The organism is Pseudoduganella sp. GW821-FHT12E03 (assembly GCF_058807115.1).
Window position 1 is genome coordinate 912,468 of the sequence record NZ_JBXAQJ010000001.1, and the last position, 19,311, is coordinate 931,778.

General features: G+C 63.1%; 17 protein-coding genes and 1 riboswitch. Of the genes, 10 read left to right on the forward strand and 7 right to left on the reverse strand.

Annotated elements, in window-relative coordinates:
* Position 1 precedes the first annotated feature (1 nt).
* Positions 2-98, reverse strand: a riboswitch (glycine riboswitch).
* A 97-nt stretch (positions 99-195) separates the two neighbouring features.
* From AC1RRC_RS03540 to AC1RRC_RS03555, 4 genes are all read left to right on the forward strand, one after another.
* Positions 196-558, forward strand: a complete 363-nt coding sequence (locus tag AC1RRC_RS03540) for a hypothetical protein (RefSeq protein WP_493053870.1) — start codon at positions 196-198, stop codon at positions 556-558.
* A gap of 178 nt (positions 559-736) precedes the next feature.
* On the forward strand, positions 737-2,026 hold the full coding sequence (locus tag AC1RRC_RS03545) for a TolC family protein (protein WP_493053871.1): 1,290 nt from the start codon (positions 737-739) through the stop codon (positions 2,024-2,026).
* Entirely contained in the window at positions 2,023-3,240 is a 1,218-nt protein-coding gene (locus AC1RRC_RS03550) for an efflux RND transporter periplasmic adaptor subunit (protein ID WP_493053872.1), read from the forward strand. The genes AC1RRC_RS03545 and AC1RRC_RS03550 overlap by 4 nt, the downstream gene beginning before the upstream one ends.
* Before the next feature lie 14 nt (positions 3,241-3,254).
* Positions 3,255-6,374, forward strand: a complete 3,120-nt coding sequence (locus tag AC1RRC_RS03555) for a CusA/CzcA family heavy metal efflux RND transporter (RefSeq protein ID WP_493053873.1) — start codon at positions 3,255-3,257, stop codon at positions 6,372-6,374.
* A 150-nt stretch (positions 6,375-6,524) separates the two neighbouring features.
* On the opposite strand, the gene AC1RRC_RS03560 is transcribed toward AC1RRC_RS03555, so the two are convergent.
* Positions 6,525-7,337 (reverse strand): pseudouridine synthase, encoded by an 813-nt coding sequence (locus tag AC1RRC_RS03560; RefSeq protein WP_493053874.1) that lies wholly within the window; start codon positions 7,335-7,337, stop codon positions 6,525-6,527.
* A 175-nt stretch (positions 7,338-7,512) separates the two neighbouring features.
* On the opposite strand from AC1RRC_RS03560, the gene AC1RRC_RS03565 reads away from it, so the two are divergent.
* Both AC1RRC_RS03565 and AC1RRC_RS03570 read left to right on the forward strand, forming a co-directional pair.
* Positions 7,513-8,019: an MgtC/SapB family protein gene (locus AC1RRC_RS03565; RefSeq protein WP_493053875.1), complete on the forward strand. Its 507-nt coding sequence runs from the start codon at positions 7,513-7,515 to the stop codon at positions 8,017-8,019.
* Positions 8,020-8,511: 492 nt separating this feature from the next.
* On the forward strand, positions 8,512-9,564 hold the full coding sequence (locus tag AC1RRC_RS03570) for a M35 family metalloendopeptidase (RefSeq protein ID WP_493053876.1): 1,053 nt from the start codon (positions 8,512-8,514) through the stop codon (positions 9,562-9,564).
* A gap of 321 nt (positions 9,565-9,885) precedes the next feature.
* On the opposite strand, the gene AC1RRC_RS03575 is transcribed toward AC1RRC_RS03570, so the two are convergent.
* Entirely contained in the window at positions 9,886-10,320 is a 435-nt protein-coding gene (locus AC1RRC_RS03575) for a hypothetical protein (RefSeq protein WP_493053877.1), read from the reverse strand.
* Between the two features lie 168 nt (positions 10,321-10,488).
* Positions 10,489-11,646, reverse strand: coding sequence for a tyrosine-type recombinase/integrase (locus AC1RRC_RS03580; protein WP_493053878.1), 1,158 nt, complete (start codon positions 11,644-11,646; stop codon positions 10,489-10,491).
* 118 nt (positions 11,647-11,764) lie between these two features.
* Between AC1RRC_RS03580 and AC1RRC_RS03585 the strand changes: the two genes are divergently transcribed.
* The 3 genes from AC1RRC_RS03585 to AC1RRC_RS03595 all read left to right on the forward strand — a co-directional run bounded on the left by AC1RRC_RS03585 (position 11,765) and on the right by AC1RRC_RS03595 (position 15,521).
* Entirely contained in the window at positions 11,765-12,025 is a 261-nt protein-coding gene (locus tag AC1RRC_RS03585) for a hypothetical protein (RefSeq protein ID WP_493053879.1), read from the forward strand.
* Positions 12,026-12,128: 103 nt separating this feature from the next.
* Positions 12,129-13,853: an Hsp70 family protein gene (locus AC1RRC_RS03590; RefSeq protein WP_493053880.1), complete on the forward strand. Its 1,725-nt coding sequence runs from the start codon at positions 12,129-12,131 to the stop codon at positions 13,851-13,853.
* A gap of 6 nt (positions 13,854-13,859) precedes the next feature.
* Positions 13,860-15,521, forward strand: a complete 1,662-nt coding sequence (locus tag AC1RRC_RS03595) for a TonB C-terminal domain-containing protein (protein WP_493053881.1) — start codon at positions 13,860-13,862, stop codon at positions 15,519-15,521.
* Between the two features lie 110 nt (positions 15,522-15,631).
* On the opposite strand, the gene AC1RRC_RS03600 is transcribed toward AC1RRC_RS03595, so the two are convergent.
* From AC1RRC_RS03600 to AC1RRC_RS03610, 3 genes are read right to left on the reverse strand one after another with little or no spacing between them, the layout of a single operon-like run.
* Positions 15,632-15,907: a KTSC domain-containing protein gene (locus tag AC1RRC_RS03600; RefSeq protein WP_493053882.1), complete on the reverse strand. Its 276-nt coding sequence runs from the start codon at positions 15,905-15,907 to the stop codon at positions 15,632-15,634.
* Positions 15,908-15,955: 48 nt separating this feature from the next.
* The gene (locus tag AC1RRC_RS03605) at positions 15,956-17,707 is read right to left on the reverse strand and encodes a TRAP transporter large permease (protein WP_493053883.1); all 1,752 of its coding nucleotides are present in this window, start codon (positions 17,705-17,707) and stop codon (positions 15,956-15,958) included.
* On the reverse strand, positions 17,704-18,246 hold the full coding sequence (locus AC1RRC_RS03610; RefSeq protein ID WP_493053884.1) for a TRAP transporter small permease subunit: 543 nt from the start codon (positions 18,244-18,246) through the stop codon (positions 17,704-17,706). The genes AC1RRC_RS03605 and AC1RRC_RS03610 overlap by 4 nt, the downstream gene beginning before the upstream one ends.
* Positions 18,247-18,575: 329 nt before the next feature.
* On the opposite strand from AC1RRC_RS03610, the gene AC1RRC_RS03615 reads away from it, so the two are divergent.
* Positions 18,576-18,827, forward strand: a complete 252-nt coding sequence (locus AC1RRC_RS03615; protein WP_493053885.1) for a hypothetical protein — start codon at positions 18,576-18,578, stop codon at positions 18,825-18,827.
* Positions 18,828-18,841: 14 nt separating this feature from the next.
* Here AC1RRC_RS03615 and AC1RRC_RS03620 read toward each other — a convergent pair whose 3' ends face one another.
* Complete coding sequence (locus AC1RRC_RS03620; protein ID WP_493053886.1) at positions 18,842-19,285, reverse strand: hypothetical protein; 444 nt, start codon at positions 19,283-19,285, stop codon at positions 18,842-18,844.
* Between the last annotated feature and the right edge of the window lie 26 nt (positions 19,286-19,311).

A 19,311-nucleotide genomic window follows, 5' to 3' on the forward strand; every position in this document is an offset into this window, starting at 1 on the left:
GAATGTGGTATCGGTCCTTTTGCCTGAGAGTTTCCGGGGCGGTTGCTCCTTCGGCGCTGTCCTCGCACTGGGCGGACAGTCTCTCCCGATATCACCTGGAGCGAAGCATAGTCGAAGATGTGACGATTTACCAAACATTTTTCATATGAATTTCACATTTCAGGGCGCCAAATGCCCATGCTATACTGCGCCGCTATGGCCCGTAAGTTCCTGTTCTTCATGCTGACAATCGTCGCACTCCAGTTCAGCTGGATGGCGATCAGCGTCTATTGCGGACACGAATCGGGCCGCGCCGCGCAGCACTTCGGCCACCACCAGCATACCGGGCACCCCGACGACACCGACCTGGCGAAAGATAGCTCGCCGTCGCTGGCGAAAAAACTGACGCCCCATACCGATTGTTCGTCCTGTTCCCATGCGCCGCTGGCGCCGGCGACTTTGGACACGGCGCTGGCCCATGCCCCGCTGGCCGGACAGCGGCAAACCATGCCGCTGTCCACGCCCTCCTCGGCTTACACCCCGCCACCTGAACGCCCCCAGTGGCGCGCCGCCGCTTAAGCCCGGCGGCTGTTTCACCTCTTTCAGTCGAGCCAAGCAAGCTGAGCCAAGCTGCACAAGTGGCATGCGCGACCGCGCGTGCCCCGTTGCCGCATCGCTCACGCGCTGCATAGCCTGAACGCTGCATAGCCCTCTCGCCGCCGGATTGTCTTCGACGTCCTCTTTCGGAGTGAAATCCATGCGATCCAGATTCATCATGCTGGGCGCCACGGTCCTGTTGTCAGGTCAGTGCCTGCCCCTGGCCGCCCATGCGGCCGCCCCGCAGGTACCCGATCCGGTATCCCCTGCGGCACCCAATGCCACATTCAATCTGGCGCTGATCCAGCCGACATTAACGCTGGAACAGGCCATCGCCCTTTCCCTGTCGTCCAATCCCGCCCTGCGCGCGGCCGGCGCCGGTATTGCCATTGCCGACGGCGCCCGCCAGCAGGCCGGCCTGTTGCCCAATCCCGAACTGTCCGTGCTGCGCGAAGGCGCGTCCCATGGTAACCGCACGCAAACGGTGCAACTCAGCCAGCCGCTGGAACTGGGCGGCAAACGCGCCGCCCGCATCGCGGTGGCGGAGCTGGACCGGACCCTGGCCGCCGACGAGGTGTACGTCAAGGCGGCGGAACTGCGCGCCGACGTGACGGCCGCCTACTTTGATGCGCTGGCAGCCCAGGAACGTGTCGAACTGGCGCAGGGCGCACTGGAGCTGGCGCTGAAAACCAGCCATGCGGCCAACCGGCGCGTGACCGCCGGCAAGGTGTCGCCGGTGGAAGCCACGCGGGCCAATGTGGCCACGTCCCATGCCCGGCTGGAACTGACGCAAGCCAATGCCGACCTGGCCAGCGCCCGGCGGCGCCTGGCGGCGATGTGGGGCAGTCCCTACGCGCTGCAGCAGCGCCTGGCACATCCCGAACCCGATGGGACGGCATTGCCGCCGCTGGAAATGCTGGAAGCGCGACTGGAAGCGGCGCCGCAACTGCGGCAGGCGCGCACCCGCCACGAACGGGAACAGGCGCAAGCCGGCCTCGAACGGGCGCAGCGCCTGCCGGACCTGACCGTCACGCTCGGCAACAAGAAAGACTATGACCAGGGCCGCTCGCAGGCCGTGGTCGGCGTGGCGATTCCCCTGCCCGTGTTCCACCGCAACCAGGGCAATGTGCTGTCGGCGCTGCGCCGTGCGGAACAAGCCGCGCTGCAACTCGACGTGGTGCGGTTGGAAGCCGGCCAGGCGCTGGCCGACGCCTACCTGCGCGCCGAAGTGGCGCAACAGCAGATCGACACCATCCGCACCGACATGCTGCCGGCCGCGCAAAGCGCGCTCGATGCGGCCATGACCGGGTTCGAACTCGGCAAATTCAATTTCCTCGATGTCCTCGATGCGCAGCGCACGCTGTCCCAGACCCGTGCGCAATACCTGGCCGCCCTGTCCGGGCGCTATCGGGCCATCGCCGACCTGCAACGTTACGTGACCATCAAATGAACCAATCCATCAAGCCCGTACTGGGCGTTATCGCGGCCGGCCTGGTGCTGGGCGCCACCATCCTCCTTTGGAACAAGGACGGTCCTGACCGGCATGCGCCGCAAGCGGAACACGCGGAGCATGCGGAACGTCCGGACGGCGCGCCGCATGGCCCGGCAGAAGCCGCCCAGGTCGCCATGACCGCCGAGCAAATCCGTGCGGCCGGCATCGTGCTGGCCAAGGCCGGACCGGCCGGCATCGGCACCGTGCTGCAATTTCCCGGCGAAGTGAAATTCAATGAAGACCGCACCGCCCACGTGGTGCCGCGCCTGCCGGGCGTGGCGGAATCGGTGCAGGCCGATCTCGGCCAGCACGTCAAAAAAGGCCAGGTGCTGGCCGTGATTGCCAGCCCCGAACTGGCGGAATTGCGCAGTACCCAGCTGGCGGCGCAAAAACGGCTGGCGCTGGCGCAATTGACGTATGAACGGGAAAAGAAGCTGTGGCAAGACAAGATCTCGGCCGAACAGGATTACCTGCAGGCGCGCCAGGCGTTCCACGAAGCGCAAATCCAGGCCCAAAGCACCAGCGCCAAACTCGATGCACTGGGTGCGGGCGGCAATGGCAATGGCAATGGCAATGGCAACCAGGGTGCGCTGAACCGGTATGTGCTGCGTGCGCCGTTTGACGGCGTGGTGGTGGAAAAGCATATCGCGCTCGGGGAAGCCGTGAAGGAAGACGCCAATGTCTTCCTGCTGTCCGACCTGTCCACCGTGTGGGTGGAAGTCAATGTGGCGGCGCGCGACATCGAGGCGGTGCGCACCGGCGAACCCGTCACGATCCAGTCCACCACCACCAGCTCCACCGCCACCGGCAAGATCAGCTACGTCGGCAGCCTGCTGGGGGAACAAACCCGCACCGCCAAGGCCCGGGTCGTGATCGCCAACCCGCAGATGGCGTGGCGTCCCGGCTTGTTCGTCAATGTCGCCATGGCGCAAGGCGTGCGCCAGGCGCCGGTCGCGGTGCAATCCGACGCGGTGCAGACGGTCGACGGCAAGCAAGTGGTCTTCCGTCAAACCGCGCAGGGCTTCCAGGCCAATCCGGTGCGCACCGGCGTGACCGACGGCGCCATGGTGGAAATCCTGGAAGGCTTGCCGGCCGGCGCGGCCTATGCGGCGGCGGGCAGTTTTGTGGTGAAGGCGCAGCAAGCCAAAGGCAGCGCCGGCCATGAGCACTGAGCGGGAGGTCGATCATGTTTGAACGGATCATACAACTGGCCATCGGCCACCGCTGGCTGGTGATGCTGGCCGTGCTGGGAATGGCGGCGCTCGGCGTGTACAGCTACCAGCGCTTGCCGATCGACGCGGTGCCCGACATTACCAATGTGCAGGTACAAATCAACACCACGGCCGCCGGCTATTCGCCGCTGGAAGTGGAGCAGCGCATCACCTTCCCGCTGGAAACCGTGATGGCGGGCTTGCCGAAACTGGAGCAGACCCGGTCGCTGTCGCGCTATGGCCTGTCCCAGGTGACGGTCATTTTCAAGGATGGCACCGACATCCATTTTGCGCGGCAACTGGTCAACCAGCGCCTGCAGGAAGCCAGGGATCATTTACCGGCCGGGGTCAATCCGGCCATGGGGCCGATTTCCACCGGGCTCGGTGAAATCTTCCTGTGGACCGTGGAAAGTACACCGGGCGCGAAAAAGGCCGACGGCCAGCCTTACACCCCGGCGGACTTGCGGGAAATCCAGGACTGGATCGTCAAGCCGCAATTGCGCCAGGTGGCCGGGGTCACGGAAATCAATTCGATCGGCGGCTACGCCAGGGAATACCACATCACGCCGGACCCGGCCAAGCTCAGCTCCTACCGCCTGACCTTGAAGCAGGTGGTGGCAGCGATCGAACGCAACAATGGCAATGTCGGCGCCGGCTACATCGAGCGGCGCGGTGAACAGTTCCTGGTGCGCGCGCCCGGTCAGGTGCACTCGCTGGACGATATCCGCAACACCATCCTCGACAACGTGCAGGGGGTGCCGATCCGCGTGCGCGATGTGGCGGCGGTGGAGCTTGGCAGTGAATTGCGGACCGGCGCGGCCACGGAAAACGGGCGCGAAGTGGTGCTGGGGACGGTCTTCATGCTGATTGGCGAAAACAGCCGCACCGTGGCGCAGGCGGTCGCAAAAAAAATGGTGGACGTGAACAAGACGCTGCCGGCGGGCGTCAAAGCCATCCCCGTGTATGACCGCACGGTCTTGGTGGACAAGGCCATCGCCACCGTGAAAAAGAACTTGCTGGAAGGCGCGGTCTTGGTGATCGTGGTGCTGTTCCTGTTCCTCGGCAACCTGCGGGCGGCCATGATCACCGCGATGGTGATCCCCCTGTCGATGCTGTTTACCTTCACCGGCATGGTGAGCTACAAGATCAGCGCCAACCTGATGAGCCTGGGAGCGCTGGACTTCGGCATCATCATCGATGGCGCGGTGGTGATCGTGGAAAACTGTGTGCGCCGCCTGGCCCATGCGCAGCAGGCGCAAGGCCGGGCCTTGAGCCTGGAACAGCGTTTACAGGAAGTGTTTGCCGCCGCCAAGGAAGCGCGCCGGCCCCTGCTGTTCGGGCAGTTGATCATCATGGTGGTGTACCTGCCGATCTTTGCCTTGTCCGGTGTCGAGGGCAAAATGTTCCACCCGATGGCGTTTGCCGTGGTGGCGGCGCTGGCGGGGGCGATGATCCTGTCGCTGACCTTCGTGCCGGCGGCGGTGGCCCTGTTTATCGGCCAGCGCGTGGAGGAAAAGGAAAACCGCCTGATGGCCCTGGCGCGCCGCGCCTACCAGCCGCTGCTGGCCAAGGTGCTCGATCACACTGCACTGGTGGTCACCAGCGCCGTAGTGCTGGTAGTACTGTCGGGCTTGTTGGCGACACGGATGGGCCGTGAATTCGTGCCCAGCCTGAATGAAGGCGACATCGCCCTGCAGGCGCTGCGCATCCCCGGCACCAGCCTGACGCAATCGCTGGACATGCAAATGAAACTGGAAACCGGCCTGAAAGCCAGGTTCCCGGAAATCGACCGTATTTTCGCCCGCACCGGCACGGCGGAAATCGCTTCCGACCCGATGCCGCCCAACATTTCCGATGGCTACATCATGCTGAAACCGGAATCCGCGTGGCCCAAACCGAAACGCAGCCGCGCGGAACTCATCGATGCGATCCAGGACGAGGCGGAACTGTACGCGGGCAACGCGTATGAATTTTCACAACCGATCCAGTTGCGCTTCAATGAATTGATTTCCGGCGTGCGCAGCGACGTCGCCGTGAAAATCTATGGCGATGACATGGATGTGCTGGCGGCGACCGGGCAACAGGTGGCGAACGTGTTGCAGCGCGTGCCCGGCGCCACCGAAGTCAAGGTCGAGCAAACCGGCGGCTTGCCGATGTTGACGGTCAATATCGACCGGGAAAAGACGGCCCGCTATGGCCTCAATATCGCCGACGTGCAGGAAGCGCTGGCCACCGCCACCGGTGGCCAGCATGCCGGGACCGTGTTCGAGGGCGACCGCCGCTTCAGCATCATCGTGCGCTTGCCGGAAGCACTGCGCAATGACGTCGATGCGCTGGGCCGCCTGCCCATTGCGATCCCGCGTCAGGATGGCGCCGGCACCGCCTTTATCCCGCTGGCCGAAGTGGCCACCCTGGACTTCGCGCCCGGCCCGAACCAGGTCAGCCGGGAAAACGGCAAGCGCCGCATTGTGGTCAGCGCCAATGTGCGGGGACGCGACATCGGCAGCTTTGTGCCGGACGCCGAGCGCGCGCTGGCGGCCGGCGTCAAAATTCCACCGGGCTACTGGACTGGCTGGGGCGGCACGTTTGAACAACTGCAATCAGCCACCCAGCGCCTGCAAGTGGTGGTGCCGCTGGCCTTGTTCCTGGTGCTGGCCTTGCTGTTTGCCATGTTTAACAACATCAAGGATGGCTTGCTGGTGTTTACCGGCATTCCATTCGCCCTGACCGGCGGCATTGCCGCGCTGATGCTGCGCGATATCCCGTTGTCTATTTCCGCCGCGGTGGGCTTCATTGCGCTGTCCGGGGTGGCGGTGCTGAACGGCCTGGTCATGCTGGCCTGCATCCGCGCCCTGCGCGAGGAAGGGATGCCGTTGGAGCTGGCGGTGATGCGCGGCGCCCTGACGCGGCTGAGGCCGGTATTGATGACGGCGCTGGTGGCGTCGCTGGGCTTCGTGCCGATGGCGCTGGCCACCGGCACCGGAGCCGAAGTGCAGCGGCCGCTGGCGACGGTGGTGATCGGCGGCATCCTGTCGTCGACCGCGCTGACCTTACTGGTGTTGCCGGTGCTGTACCGGCTGGTGCACCGGCGGTAACTCCCTAAGGCGGTTGCCGCGTTGGCAGGAGCCGCCATGCCGATATCGTAGGGCGGTAAGCCGCAGGCTTGCCGCCATTGTGTGCGGACAGGTGCTGCAAACGCTGGCGATGGCGCACGCATGGCGGCTTCCGCCCCGGCGGAAACCGCCCTACGAAGGCGTCCGCGATTGATTCACAAGCGCTACGCAGTCTGCGCCGCCGGACAACGCAATCGCCAAATCCCGCTGCGCCAGCCCGTCCGGGAAGATCGACAGCACTTGCATGAAGCTGCCTTCCGGCTGGGCCGTCAATTGCAGCCACTCCCCCGTCACCGGATGGTGAAAACCGATACCGGTGGCGGCCAGCATCAGCCGTCCCTGGCCAAACCGCTCGGCAAAATAGCGGTTGTGACGGCCCCGGCCGTGATTCGCATCGCCAATGATGGGATGGCTGATGTGTTTCATATGGCGCCGCAACTGGTGGCGGCGCCCGGTTTCCGGCGTCAGTTCCACCAGGCTGTAGCGGCTGCTGGCATACCCTTCGATGGCCACCGGGATTTCCGTTGTCGCCAGGCGGCGGTAGCGCGTCAGGGCTTCCCGCACCGGCGCTTCCTCGTCCTTGCAGCGGCGGTCTTCCGGTTCTTCGCGCAACGGGTGGTCGATCACGCCCTGCTCCGGGCACCAGCCCCGCACCATCGCCACATAACGCTTGCGCACCAGGCCCTCCATCAGCGCCTTGCCCAGCAGGCTGGCTGTATCCGGGTCGCGCGCAAACACCAGCAGGCCGGACGTGGGCCGGTCCAGCCGGTGCAGCGGGTACACATACTCGCCGCCATTCATGGCGCGCGCATATTGCAGGGCAAATTCAGTTTCGTGCGGGTCGATGGGGCTGCGGTGCACCAGCAACCCGGCCGGCTTGTGCACCACGAGTAGCCACTGGTCGCGGTAAATTTCAGTCAGTGGATTGTGTGGCAGGCTGGACATCGGATGGTGGCGAAAAGCGGCAAGGGCCGCCATCTTACCAGTTGCGCCGGCAGCCGCCCTCTCCAGGCCAGCACCGGGATGCGTGGTTCGCCAGTTGCATCGTGTCATGCGGCACGTTTTTTCTCCTCCAGCCTACAATCGGCCATCGGACCTCAAACACGGTGCAAGGTGTGCTATGTGGCAACAGATCTGGCTGACGTTACAGCAGGAATTTTCCGACCTTGGCGACGTCCGGGGCATTACCCAGGTGGTGATCCGCCTGCTGGTGGCGGTTGCGCTGGGCGCCATGCTGGGCTATGAACGGGAATCGGTGGGGGCCTCGGCCGGATTACGGACCCATATGCTGGTGTCGCTGGGTTCTGCCTTGTTCGTGCTGATCCCCCTGCAGGCGGGCATGCCGATCGCGGACCTGTCGCGGGTGTTGCAGGGGGTGACGGCCGGTATCGGTTTTATCGGCGCCGGCGCGATTTTAAAACTCCAGGATGAAAACCAGATTACCGGGTTGACCACGGCGGCCGGCGTGTGGCTGACGGCCGCCGTCGGGATAGCCGCCGGCATGGGGCGGGAAGCCACGGCGGTCTTGAGCGCCGTGTTCGCACTGATCATCCTGTCGCTGTTGCATCACGGCGTGGAGAAAAAACGCAAACGGCCACCGCCGCCCGCCGGCAATCCGGATGACTGACGCAGGTCAGCGCATTAGCATCCCGACCGCCATTTCAGCCAGCACGTTCCGCACTTGCGCGTGAAATGTTTTCAGGGCTTTGGTCATGATGTGCTCCTTGATGAGGGGGGTATGACACCATGTTAACGGCCATACAGGACAGTTTCCGCCCTGATTTCGAATGATACCGCTTTCCCATGCAACGTTGCCGCCCGCACATGGGATGGCGGCGTCCGCCGCTCCCGCCGGCCACCATACCCGCGCCGATGAATTCCAATAAATCCCATTAAAAACAGTTGCTTACTGTGTCTCATTCTTAACATGCTTGAGGACTTTGTTAAGAATGAGACACCAATGTTGCACAAATGCCGACACAAACACGTCTAGACAGGCGTTTAAGACCACTTTTGCAATTTCCCATTGAAACATTTCGCTGGCTCATGTGACGATATGTTCACGGATGGGCTCACAAGGCCCGCCAAACGACAAGAACTTCAACGATCGGAGATAAGCATGCAATGGAATAATGCGGTAAAGATTGGCGGTTCGGTAATGGCAGCAGCCCTGTGCTTCGGTGCGCAAGCGGCAGGCAATGGCATCGTCACCAGCGTCAGCATGGACAAGAAATCACTGGGCGCCAGCGATGACGTGGTGGTCAAGGTCACGATGACGAACACCTCGTCGTCGCCGCAGCAAATCCTGAAATGGCATACGCCGTTCGGCGATGTCGAAGAAGCGCTGTTTGAAGTGACCCGCGACGGCGTCGCCGTGCCGTATGAAGGCATGCACGTCAAGCGCCAGGTACCGACCGCCAGCGATTACTTCACGATCCAGCCAGGCAAATCGCACTCCGTGCATATCGAACTGTCGTCGATGTATAACATGGGCGTGACGGGCGAATACAAGATCCGCTACAAGACCAAGGGCCGCGCCCTGTTCGCAGCGGACAAGAACAAGAACACCGAAGAAGTCGCGTCGGAAGCCGTATCGGTGTACATCGAAGGCGCGCTGCGCCGTGGTGTCGTGCCGGAAGCGCAACCGCAGCCACTGGCCGGCGGCAGCCTGTCGTTCAGCAAGTGCAGCGCGTCGCAGCAAAGCACCATCACCTCGGCCATGTCCGCTGGTAACAACATGGCGACCAACAGCGACGCCTACCTGACGGCCGGCACCACCGGCACCCGCTACACCAAGTGGTTTGGCGCCTACACGTCGGCCCGCTACAACACGGCCAAATCGCACTTCGCCGCGATCAAGGACGCGTTCAACAACAAGCCGGTCACGGTGGATTGCTCGTGCAACAAGACCTACTACGCTTACGTGTACCCAACCCAGCCATACAAGATTTATGTGTGCAAGGCGTTCTGGACCGCACCGATGACGGGTACGGACTCGAAAGGCGGCACCCTGGTGCATGAAATGAGCCACTTCAATGCCGTGGCAGGTACCGACGACCACGTGTATGGCCAGAGCGGCGCAGCATCGCTGGCAATCAGCAATCCAGACCAGGCGCTGGATAACGCGGATTCGCATGAATACTTTGGCGAGAACACGCCTGCCGGCAACTAAGCGGCAAGCTGGCAACTAAGCAGCAACACAGCAACAAAGCGGTTCCCGGCAGGGGCACGGGAACCGGCTCTCCCTGGTAGTACGCTCCAAAAGACGAAGCCAGCCATTTACCCCGGCTGGCCCGGCGGTTCCCGGCAGGGGCACGGGAACCGGCTCTCCCTGCGTAGTACGCTCCAAAAGACGAAGCCAGCCATTTACCCCGGCTGGCCCGGCGGTTTCCGGCAGGGGCACGGGAACCGGCTCTCCCTGCGTAGTACGCCCCAACAGACGACGGGCCTTCGCCCCTGCTCGCCCCATCCCAGCTTGCAGGGGTCTTTTTGTTTACCGCCCCGCCATTGGCGTGCTGTCGCCCCGGTACGTAAAGCTGACCGGCGCCACCGACAACCGCACCGTTCCATCGAGTTTCGCAAGATCCGGTACGGCAAAAGCCGCATAACTGAGCTGGTACGTGTTCTGGCCCGGCTTGAACGCATAACTGTCGGTGATGTCCAGCGTATTGCTGTGACGCGTGCCTGGTTTCACCGTGAAGTAATCGTCGGCCGTCAGCGGGCCACGCTTGACCAGCGGGCCCTGGTATTCCACCAGCTTGCCAGTGGCCGTATCGCGGATTTCAAACAGCCGCCCCAGCAATTCCTTATCCGTGGCAATCGCGTTGGGGACGTGCATCGGATGGCCATTGGGGTTGTCGAGCACGACAGTGACCAGCACACGGCCGCCACTGGACGCCACCGACAACGTTTCACTGAATGATTTCATTAACTTGCCTCCAGCCTGGGAAGCCAGCGGCACTGCCAGCAGCAGCGCCGCACACGTGGCAGCAGGGATCCATTTCACGGTAACCTCCTTCCGGTGATTCCACATCCGGCCAACCTCTGTTCAACTATAGGCCAAAATACACTTAACAGGCGTCCCTAATCATGCCCGTCAGGCGATATTGTTGCCGTTCACGGACGCCATGATTTCATCATGGCGTTCCAGGTCCGACTTGTGCAGGTAAGCCGCCGTCGTCACGATGCTGGCGTGCCCTGCCGTGTCTTGCAGGGTTTTCAGTTGCACGCCATTGTTGGCGTGGTTGGTCAGCATGCTGTGGCGCAGCCAGTGGGCGGACGCCTGGCGCAATGCGGTGGCGCTGTCGGCGTCGCCCAGCAAGTCGGCCGCCACGGCGGCATCGGCAAACACGGCTTTCATCGCGTCAGCGGCGGCTTCATCCGTGACGCGTTGCAACTGCACACCTCGGCTGGACAACACCATTGGCGTGCTGTCGCCGCGCGCAGTCTGGGGCGTCAAACCATAGGCGCTGCGATAGCGGCGGAAGGCGTCCAGCATATCGGGCGGCACCGGCAAACGGCGCGCCTTGTTGCCCTTGCCTGTCACGTCCAGCCACCAGCGGCCATTGCCTTCCGTATACAGCGCCCCCATGTCCGCGCCGACAATTTCCGACAGGCGCGCGCCGGTGTGGGTATACGCCAGCAACAGGAACCGGTCGCGCTCACGGCGGCGGATGGTCGCCTGGCTCAGCGCTTCGCGCCGCTCCACGGCGGCCAGCGCCAAACGAATCGCATCGGGCGACAGGTAGCGGGTGATGCGGGCGGCCGTGGCGACCCGGACGTGGTGCACCAGGGCGCCGGGATTGCGGTCCAGGTATCCGGTTTGTTCAGCAAAGCGCAGGAAGCCTTTGACGGCAATCACCGCCTGGCGGCGGCTGGCGTCGGACAGCGGCCCGGAAAACGGGCGGTAGCGCGCATCGTTGCGCGGCCACTTGGTGGCGGACACCCAGTCGGGCGGCGGTGCGCGCAGGAAATCCTTATAACTGTTGATATCGGAAACCGTCAGCTCGCGCAAGGTTTTGCGGGCTTCTTCCCGGCACCAGGTCAGGAAGCGGAACAATTCCTTTTGCGAATTGGCGCGCGAGGCGGGACTCAGTTCGCCGTGGCCGATATACTCGCGCGCCAGCTCGCTGTCGGTGTGCGCGGCGGTCAGCCGTCCGCCGCCCGCCTGACCGCCGCTGTACGACGTCATGACGGACGGTAAAGACGGCGTCGTGACCGGCTCGAGGTCAATCAAGGCGAATTTACTGGTCATTTATCCAGTATACCATACAGTGGTTTATACAGTAATCGGCGGCATCGCATAAATTGCGTGACGCGTCACTTTATTTGCGGATATTATCGTTACGCGTCACACAAAATAAGGAATCGGCATGGATGAAAAACGGGGCCGGGGACGGCCGCCCAAAGACGATGCGCTGACGCCGGCCGAACGCGCCAAGCGCTACCGCGACAACCGGCGGGCGGAAAAAGAAGCGATTGCACTCAGCCGCGAACTGGACGACCACCCGCCGGACTCGCCGCACCGCCTGTTCGTGGAACTGGACCGGGCATTGACGCGGGTGGCGGAACTGGAACAGCAGCTGGAACAGGCGCAACAGGAAATCCGGCGCCTGCAAAAGCACGCGCAGTGAGCCATCACGTGATTATGCGGCAACACTGATGTTGCGTATTTGGTAATCCAGTCAGGGATATCGGTTAAGATTCACCGACGAAACTCCGCAAAGGAACACCAGCATGATCGTCGGCATAGACCTGGGCACCACCAACAGTTTGATCGCGGTGTGGGAAAGCGGGCTGGCGCGCCTGATTCCCAATAGCCTGGGCGACGTGCTGACGCCGTCTTGCGTGAGTGTCGATGACGATGGTTCAATCCTGGTGGGCCGCGCGGCGCGCGAACGGCTGCAGACCCACCCCGCGCTCAGCGCCGCCACGTTTAAGCGCCACATGGGCAGCGACAAAGTCACGCACCTGGGCAAACGCGCGTTCCGGCCGGAGGAATTGTCCGCGCTGATCCTGCGCTCCCTGAAAGACGACGCGGAAGCGGCGCTGGGACAGCCGGTGACGGAAGCCATCATCACCGTGCCGGCCTACTTTTCCGACGCCCAGCGCAAGGCCACCCGGGCGGCCGGCCAACTGGCGGGGCTGAAGGTCGAACGCCTGCTCAATGAACCGACCGCCGCCGCGCTGGCCTATGGCATTCACTTGCGTGATACCGAAAGCAAATTCCTGGTGTTTGACCTGGGAGGCGGCACCTTTGACGTCTCCGTACTGGATTTGTTCGACAACGTGATGGAAGTGCGCGCGTCCGCCGGCGACAACTTCCTCGGCGGCGAAGATTTTGTCGGTGCGCTGGTGGAGCGTTTTTTTGAACTGAACAAAATTCCGACACCGCTGAAAAACGACGCGATCTTCATGCAGCGCCTGAATGCCCAGGCGGAACTGGCCAAGCGCGCGCTGTCATCCGCCCACCAGGCAGAGGTCAGGGTGCGCGAAGGCGCGGCGGAATATGCGATGGCGCTCGATGAGGCGGCGCTGGAAAAAATCTGCGCACCGTTATTGATGCGCCTGCGCGACCCCGTCGAGCGGGCGCTGCGCGATGCGAATATCCCGGTGGCGGAGCTGGACAACATCGTACTGGCCGGCGGCGCCACCCGCATGCCGGCCGTGCGCCGCATGGTGGCGCGCATGTTTGGCCGTTTTCCGTCGTGCGACATCAATCCGGACGAAGTGGTGGCGCTGGGGGCTGCCGTGCAGGCTGGCCTGAAAATGAACGACAAGGCGCTCGACGAAGTCGTCATGACCGACGTCGCCCCCTATTCGCTGGGCGTGTCGGCTTCGATGCAACTGGACGCCAACAACTTTTCTTCCGGCCACTTCGACCCGATTATCGAACGCAACACCGTGGTGCCGGTGAGCCGGGTCAAACGTTATTTTCCCGTCCAGGACCAGCAGCGCATGCTGCAGATCGACGTCTACCAGGGCGAAGCGCGGATGGCGTGGGACAACATCAAGCTGGGCGAACTCAGAGTCGACCTGCCCGGCGGCAAGCGCGACAACAATGGCGTCGACGTCCGGTTCACCTATGACGTCAACGGCTTGCTGCAAGTGGAATTGACAGTGCTGGCCACCGGCGACACCCACAGCCTGCTGATCGAAGGCAATCCCGGGCTGTTGACGGAACAGCAAATCCGGGAGCGCTTTGCCGCGCTATCCACCTTGAAAATCCATCCCCGCGACCAGATGGAAAACCGCACCCTGCTGGCGCGCGGCGAACGCCTGTACCAGCAGGTGCGGGGCGACGCGCGTGAACACCTGAGCCGCCAGATCGTGCGTTTTGAGCAGGCACTGGAAACCCAGGACGCCGCCGTCATCGCGCCCGCCGTCAAGGGCTTTTCGGAATTGCTGGATTATTTCGAACACCAGAATTTCACCAACCCTGTGCCATTCGGCGACGAGTAAGCAGCGATGAGTGACAGCCGCGATCTGCCGTGGTTCCTGCAGCGGCTGGCGCTGGACGGCACGGCCGACCAGCGCGCCATCCGGCGCGCCTATGCGCGGGAAGTCAAGCGAATCGACCAGGGCGCCGATGCGGAAGGGTTTCAGTTCCTGCGCGAAGCCTATGAAATGGCATTACGGTGGGAAGAGTACCAGCGCTTGTATGCGCAGCAGGAAACGCCCGCCCCGCCTGTCGATGCCGATGCCGATGTGGACACGGATACACCCAAGCTGGCGCCCGGCCGTGCGGCAGCCGCCGCCCGCAGCGCCGCTCAGAACGGGGACGACGCGTGTGTCCAGCCTTGCGCGCAGGAAGACGCCGAGGTAAATGCGCCGCACATCGCCCCAGCGCAAATCGAGCCTGTGCAAACCGATCCCCAGCAACTCAGCGCCGACGTGTTCGAAGCCTTCATGACCGGCTGTTCCGGCCTGGCGCAAGGCCGCACCTTGCACGACGCGTCCGCCTGGGAATTGCATTTACGGACCTGCCTGAACGACGACCGGCTGATGAACCTGGCCGCGCGCGGTATTTTCGAGGCGCGGGTATTGCACTTGCTGGCGGGCGGTTGGCGGCCGGGCAATGAAACCTTGCTGGAAGCGGCCGCCGACGTGTTCCAGTGGCGCAGCGACCGCCACCGCTTGCTGCGTTTTGGCCACGCCGGTGCGATGGTCGATCGCGGTATCGATGAACGCAGCATGTTCGACAACCAGGAGCGCGACCTGAAAGCCATGCAGCGCCAGGTGATCCTGCGCCTGCGCGACCTGGAAACGCCGGACCCGATCCAGCTGCGCGCCGACATGCCCCATGTGGAACAACTGGCGGCGCGCTTCCCGACTTGGCTGGAACTGGTCGCCAGCATGGACAACCTGGAACAGTGGCGCAGCGCCTATGCCACGCTGCCCGCGCCCGCGCTACCACCTGGCTATGGCGCGGTCCCCTCGGCGTGGACCATCCCAAACACGGCGCGCGACGCGCCGCATCCAGCCGAGACGGACGTTGACGACAGCGCATATGGCGGCGATAGCGGCGAGAGCGCCCGCCCGGCTTTCAAAGACCGCATCAAGCGGATCGCCTGGCGTTTTGCGCTGGGTTTTATTGCCTTCAATGTGGCGCTGGTGCTGATGCGTGCTTTTATCAGCGACGATGCCGCGCCAGGCAAGCCCGGGCCAGCTGTAGTGGCGCAGCCCAAAAGACAACACGATATCGAACACGAAGCGCCCGAGAAAAAATATGCCGCCCATCGCGCCGAACGGGAAGCCCGCGAAGCCACGCCAGCCAAGGCCCGGACTGAAACACGGCCGCCGGCCAGGGAACGCATCGCGGAAATCCAAAGCCGCATCCGCTACCGTCTGACCCGGATGGAAAAGCCGGGCGCCTACCGCGCGGAGTTTTATGTGCAACTGGATACCCAGGGAAGGATCAGCAAGGTGGAATTGCTCACGGCATCGGGCTTGCCGCTATATGACGCGATGGTCGAGCGGGCGATACGCGAGACCGCGCCATTTCCGCCGGGGACGGCGCCGGCCTTCAAACTGGCGTACGGGATCGACATCGTCACCCGGCCAGCCGCGCCGCCCTCGCCCACCACGGCGCCAGAAGGCGTGGCCCCGGAAACGCCACCGCCACAATAACCGCATCCGGCGGGCGCTACGACCCCGCCCGCTCGCGGCTCGCCGCGGACAATTCCCGCGCCGGAATGTCACACTGCGCCACCGGCCGTGCCAACGACATCAAACGTCACTCATTGCTCCTCGCCAGGCGCGCGGAACAAGTCCTCCAGCGCCTGACGGTCGCTGTCCTTGCGGACCCGGCTGGTCTTGCCGGTATAGTCTTCTTCGATGTTGTCGCGGTAATAGCTCCAGGCGGAAGCGGAGGTCGACAGCTTGCGCCAGACATCCGGGCCGACCCCGGCATAATCAATGGCATTGCCGTCATCCAGTTCCACCCGCAACTGGCGCGCCCGCGCATCGTAGCCGATCGCGCGCAGTTTTCCGGCGTTGACGCGTTTCATCTCCATGGCAGCTCCTCAGAAAAAATGCGCCACCGGTCAGGGTGGCGCGCAGGGTTATTTCTTCTCGGGTTCCGCAGGCTTGCTGTCGGCCGGCTTTTCTTCGGGCGTACCGAAGTCCAGCACCGGCGGTTCCTCGTTCTGGTCCGGCTGGGTCCACTCCTGGTTGCCCATGGTTTCCTGGTCGATCACCAGTCCGGGCGGCGTGCCGTCGCCGGCGACGCCCTTGTCGAGGAAGGCCGTCACGGTTTGCGGGAACACCGCCACCAGCAGCACCATCACCAGTTGCAAGCCCACCCACGGCAACGCGCCCCAATAAATATCGGACGACTTGACTTCCTTCGGCGCCACGCCGCGCAAGTAAAACAGTGCAAAGCCGAACGGCGGGTGCATGAACGACGTCTGCATGTTCACGCACAGCATCACGCCGAACCACACCAGGGCCGCCGACGCGGCCGCCTCCGGCGTGCCCATCGAGGCCAGCAACACCGGCGCCAGCACTTTTTGCGCGACGGGCGCGAGCATCGGCACCACGATAAACGCGATTTCAAAGAAGTCCAGGAAGAAGGCCAGGAAGAACACGAACAGGTTCACCACCAGCAGGAAGCCGATCCAGCCACCGGGAATACCCTCGAACAAGTGTTCGACCCAGCGGCCGCCATCAACGCCCTGGAACACCACCGAGAAGCAGGTCGAACCAATCAGGATGAAGACCACCATCGCCGTCAGGCGCATCGTGCTCTGGTAGCTCAGCTTGATCAAGTCGCGCAATTCCTTGATGTGGCTGGCGCGGAACACCAGGTACGCCACCATCGCATAGACCACCGCCAGCACCACCGGCAGCGCCAGTTTGACCGGCGCGGCCAGGCCTTCGCCTTCCTTGCCAAAGACCAGGCGCATCAGGCCGAACACCACCAGCGCCACCATGCCGACGCGGAACACCAGCTTGTCGCGGTCATTGAAGGCCGGATGGCGGATCACGGCCAGGATCACGGCGCCCAACGCCCCCATGGCGCCCGACTCGGTTGGCGTGGCAATCCCCGCCATCATCGTGCCCAGCACCATGAAGATCAGCACGGCAGCGGGAATGATGCCGCGCAGGCATTGCTTCCACAGCGCCCAGCCGGACAGCGAACTGGCGTCGCGCGGCGCGGCCGGCAACCATTCCGGCTTCAGGCGCGACAGGATGAACGTGTACAGCGCGAACATGCCGATCTGGACCAGCGACGGGCCCCATGCGCCCAGGTACATGCTGCCCACGTCCGCACTGGCGGTCTGGGTTTTCAGCTGGTCGGCCAGCACCACCAGGACCAGCGATGGCGGGACCAGCTGGGTAATGGTGCCGGACGCCGCCAGCACGCCGGTGGCGTAGCGCATGTGGTAGCCGTAGCGCATCATGACAGGCAGCGAAATCATCGCCATGGCGATCACTTGCGCCGCCACGGTGCCGGTGATGGCGCCAAGGATGAAGCCGACAATGATGACGGAATAGCCGAGGCCGCCGCGCATCTTGCCGAACAACTGGCCCATCGAGTCCAGCATGTCTTCCGCCAGGCGGCATTTTTCCAGGATCGCGCCCATGAAGGTGAAGAACGGGATCGCCAGCAGCAAGTCATTGGCCAGCACGCTGCCGAAAATACGCTGCGGCACCGCCTGCATGAATGCCACGTTGAAGAAACCCAGTTCGATCGACAGTCCGGCAAACGCCAGGCCCACCGCCAGCAGCGAAAACGCCACCGGGAAACCGACCAGCATGAACACCACCAGGCCGCCAAACATCAGCGGCGGCATTAGCTCCAAAGGAATCATTGCACCGGCCTTTCGTATTTATTGTCGAGATGCGTCTTGCCGGCCAGTGCGGCGATACGTTTGATGAGTTCGGATACCCCTTGCACGGTCAGCAGGGCAAAGCCGATCGGGACGATGATCTTGATCGGGTAGCGCGGCAAGCCACCGGAATTGCTGGACTGTTCCATCACGTCCCACGATGGCATGAACAGCGAGTCCCACGACAGCCAGGTAAACAGGATACAGGCGGGGAACAGGAAGAAAATGATGCCGAACACATCGATCCACAGTTGCTTGCGCTCCGAGACATGGCCATACACCAGGTCCACGCGCACGTGCTCATTGCGCTGGAACGTATACGACGCGCCCAGCATCACGGCGGCGCCAAACAGATACCACTGCATTTCCAGCAGCGAATTGGAACTCCAGTCGAAGCCATAGCGGATCAGCGCATTGCTGGCGCTGATCACGCAGGACGCGAGAATCATCAGGTTGGCCAGCTGGCCGCAGCGGTATCCGATCTTGTCGAGAACGGATGACAGCCGTAGTAAGCCTTGCATAGTTGTCTCCCCAAACAGCGTTTGCATGCCCACCCAGCCATGGTTACCGCCATTCGATATTGATGTAAAAGAATAGTTGCAAGGATACTAGCTGATCGTGCGCAGGTTGAACAGCCGCCGCCCGCGCTATTTGCGTGATGCGTCACGTAAATTTGTGCAAACAGGCAAAGTAGCGCCTTGGTACCGTTCACTCCTCCACAATGGCTGCATACAGGAAGAAGGGGCAACTTGCCAGCGTTCACTCCTCCACAATGGCGGCATACAGGAAGGAGGGGCAACTTGCTAGCGTCCCTTCCTCCACAATGGCTGCATTCTGGAAGGAGGTCAACATGGATACGGAATTGCCCAAGGATGGCGATGTCGTACGGCCGATCGGCTGGCGCCAGAAAATGATGGTGGTGGGTCCGGCGGTGGCGGCGCCGGGTGTGGAAGATGGCGTGCGGTGCCGCTGGCGCGACCGTGAAGGGGCGCATGAACAGGTGTTCAGCGCGGGCCAGCTGGAAATCGTGAAAACCCGTGCGGAATTCAAGGCACGGCCGCGCCGCACGGTCTTCCTGCGGCGCTGGCTGGTGCGAAGTTGACAGCGGAGGCGGCCTTAGCGGCCCATTGACATGGGCGGCTCGGCATCCCAGTAAAACGCGGCGGATTTACTGCCGCCACTGCCCACGCTGATGGTGCGCTGTTGTTGCTGGCCATCGACATTGGCCGTCACGCGATAACGTCCCGGCGGCAATTGCGCGTACAGCAAGGGGCCGGTGTCTTCCGCCTGCATCCGTACGTTGCCGCGCATATCGCGCACTTCCACCGACTGGCCGGAACGGTAATCACCGGTGCCCTTGTCGGCAAACGTGAGTTTCACATTGAATTGCGGACTGAGTTCCTGCATGGCCTGGCGCTCTTCGCTGCCGACGCCGCCGGTCACGTAAGGCACGCCATTGGACGACTTTTGTTCAATTTCCTGTGCCACCGCCGCCGGCAGGAAAGCGCTGTAAGCCAGCGCTGTGGCGGCCAGCAGGCCGCACCGTTGGATCTGGTTCATGATGTGCTCCCTTGATGAATCATGCC

Bases quoted from the DNA above. Each gene is read 5' to 3' on its own strand.
- AC1RRC_RS03540 (WP_493053870.1), top strand. From the start codon at position 196: ATGGCCCGTAAGTTCCTGTTCTTCATGCTGACAATCGTCGCACTCCAG.
- AC1RRC_RS03545 (WP_493053871.1), top strand. From the start codon at position 737: ATGCGATCCAGATTCATCATGCTGGGCGCCACGGTCCTGTTGTCAGGT.
- AC1RRC_RS03550 (WP_493053872.1), top strand. From the start codon at position 2,023: ATGAACCAATCCATCAAGCCCGTACTGGGCGTTATCGCGGCCGGCCTG.
- AC1RRC_RS03555 (WP_493053873.1), top strand. From the start codon at position 3,255: ATGTTTGAACGGATCATACAACTGGCCATCGGCCACCGCTGGCTGGTG.
- AC1RRC_RS03560 (WP_493053874.1), bottom strand. From the start codon at position 7,337: ATGTCCAGCCTGCCACACAATCCACTGACTGAAATTTACCGCGACCAG.
- AC1RRC_RS03565 (WP_493053875.1), top strand. From the start codon at position 7,513: ATGTGGCAACAGATCTGGCTGACGTTACAGCAGGAATTTTCCGACCTT.
- AC1RRC_RS03570 (WP_493053876.1), top strand. From the start codon at position 8,512: ATGCAATGGAATAATGCGGTAAAGATTGGCGGTTCGGTAATGGCAGCA.
- AC1RRC_RS03575 (WP_493053877.1), bottom strand. From the start codon at position 10,320: ATGAAATCATTCAGTGAAACGTTGTCGGTGGCGTCCAGTGGCGGCCGT.
- AC1RRC_RS03580 (WP_493053878.1), bottom strand. From the start codon at position 11,646: ATGACCAGTAAATTCGCCTTGATTGACCTCGAGCCGGTCACGACGCCG.
- AC1RRC_RS03585 (WP_493053879.1), top strand. From the start codon at position 11,765: ATGGATGAAAAACGGGGCCGGGGACGGCCGCCCAAAGACGATGCGCTG.
- AC1RRC_RS03590 (WP_493053880.1), top strand. From the start codon at position 12,129: ATGATCGTCGGCATAGACCTGGGCACCACCAACAGTTTGATCGCGGTG.
- AC1RRC_RS03595 (WP_493053881.1), top strand. From the start codon at position 13,860: ATGAGTGACAGCCGCGATCTGCCGTGGTTCCTGCAGCGGCTGGCGCTG.
- AC1RRC_RS03600 (WP_493053882.1), bottom strand. From the start codon at position 15,907: ATGGAGATGAAACGCGTCAACGCCGGAAAACTGCGCGCGATCGGCTAC.
- AC1RRC_RS03605 (WP_493053883.1), bottom strand. From the start codon at position 17,707: ATGATTCCTTTGGAGCTAATGCCGCCGCTGATGTTTGGCGGCCTGGTG.
- AC1RRC_RS03610 (WP_493053884.1), bottom strand. From the start codon at position 18,246: ATGCAAGGCTTACTACGGCTGTCATCCGTTCTCGACAAGATCGGATAC.
- AC1RRC_RS03615 (WP_493053885.1), top strand. From the start codon at position 18,576: ATGGATACGGAATTGCCCAAGGATGGCGATGTCGTACGGCCGATCGGC.
- AC1RRC_RS03620 (WP_493053886.1), bottom strand. From the start codon at position 19,285: ATGAACCAGATCCAACGGTGCGGCCTGCTGGCCGCCACAGCGCTGGCT.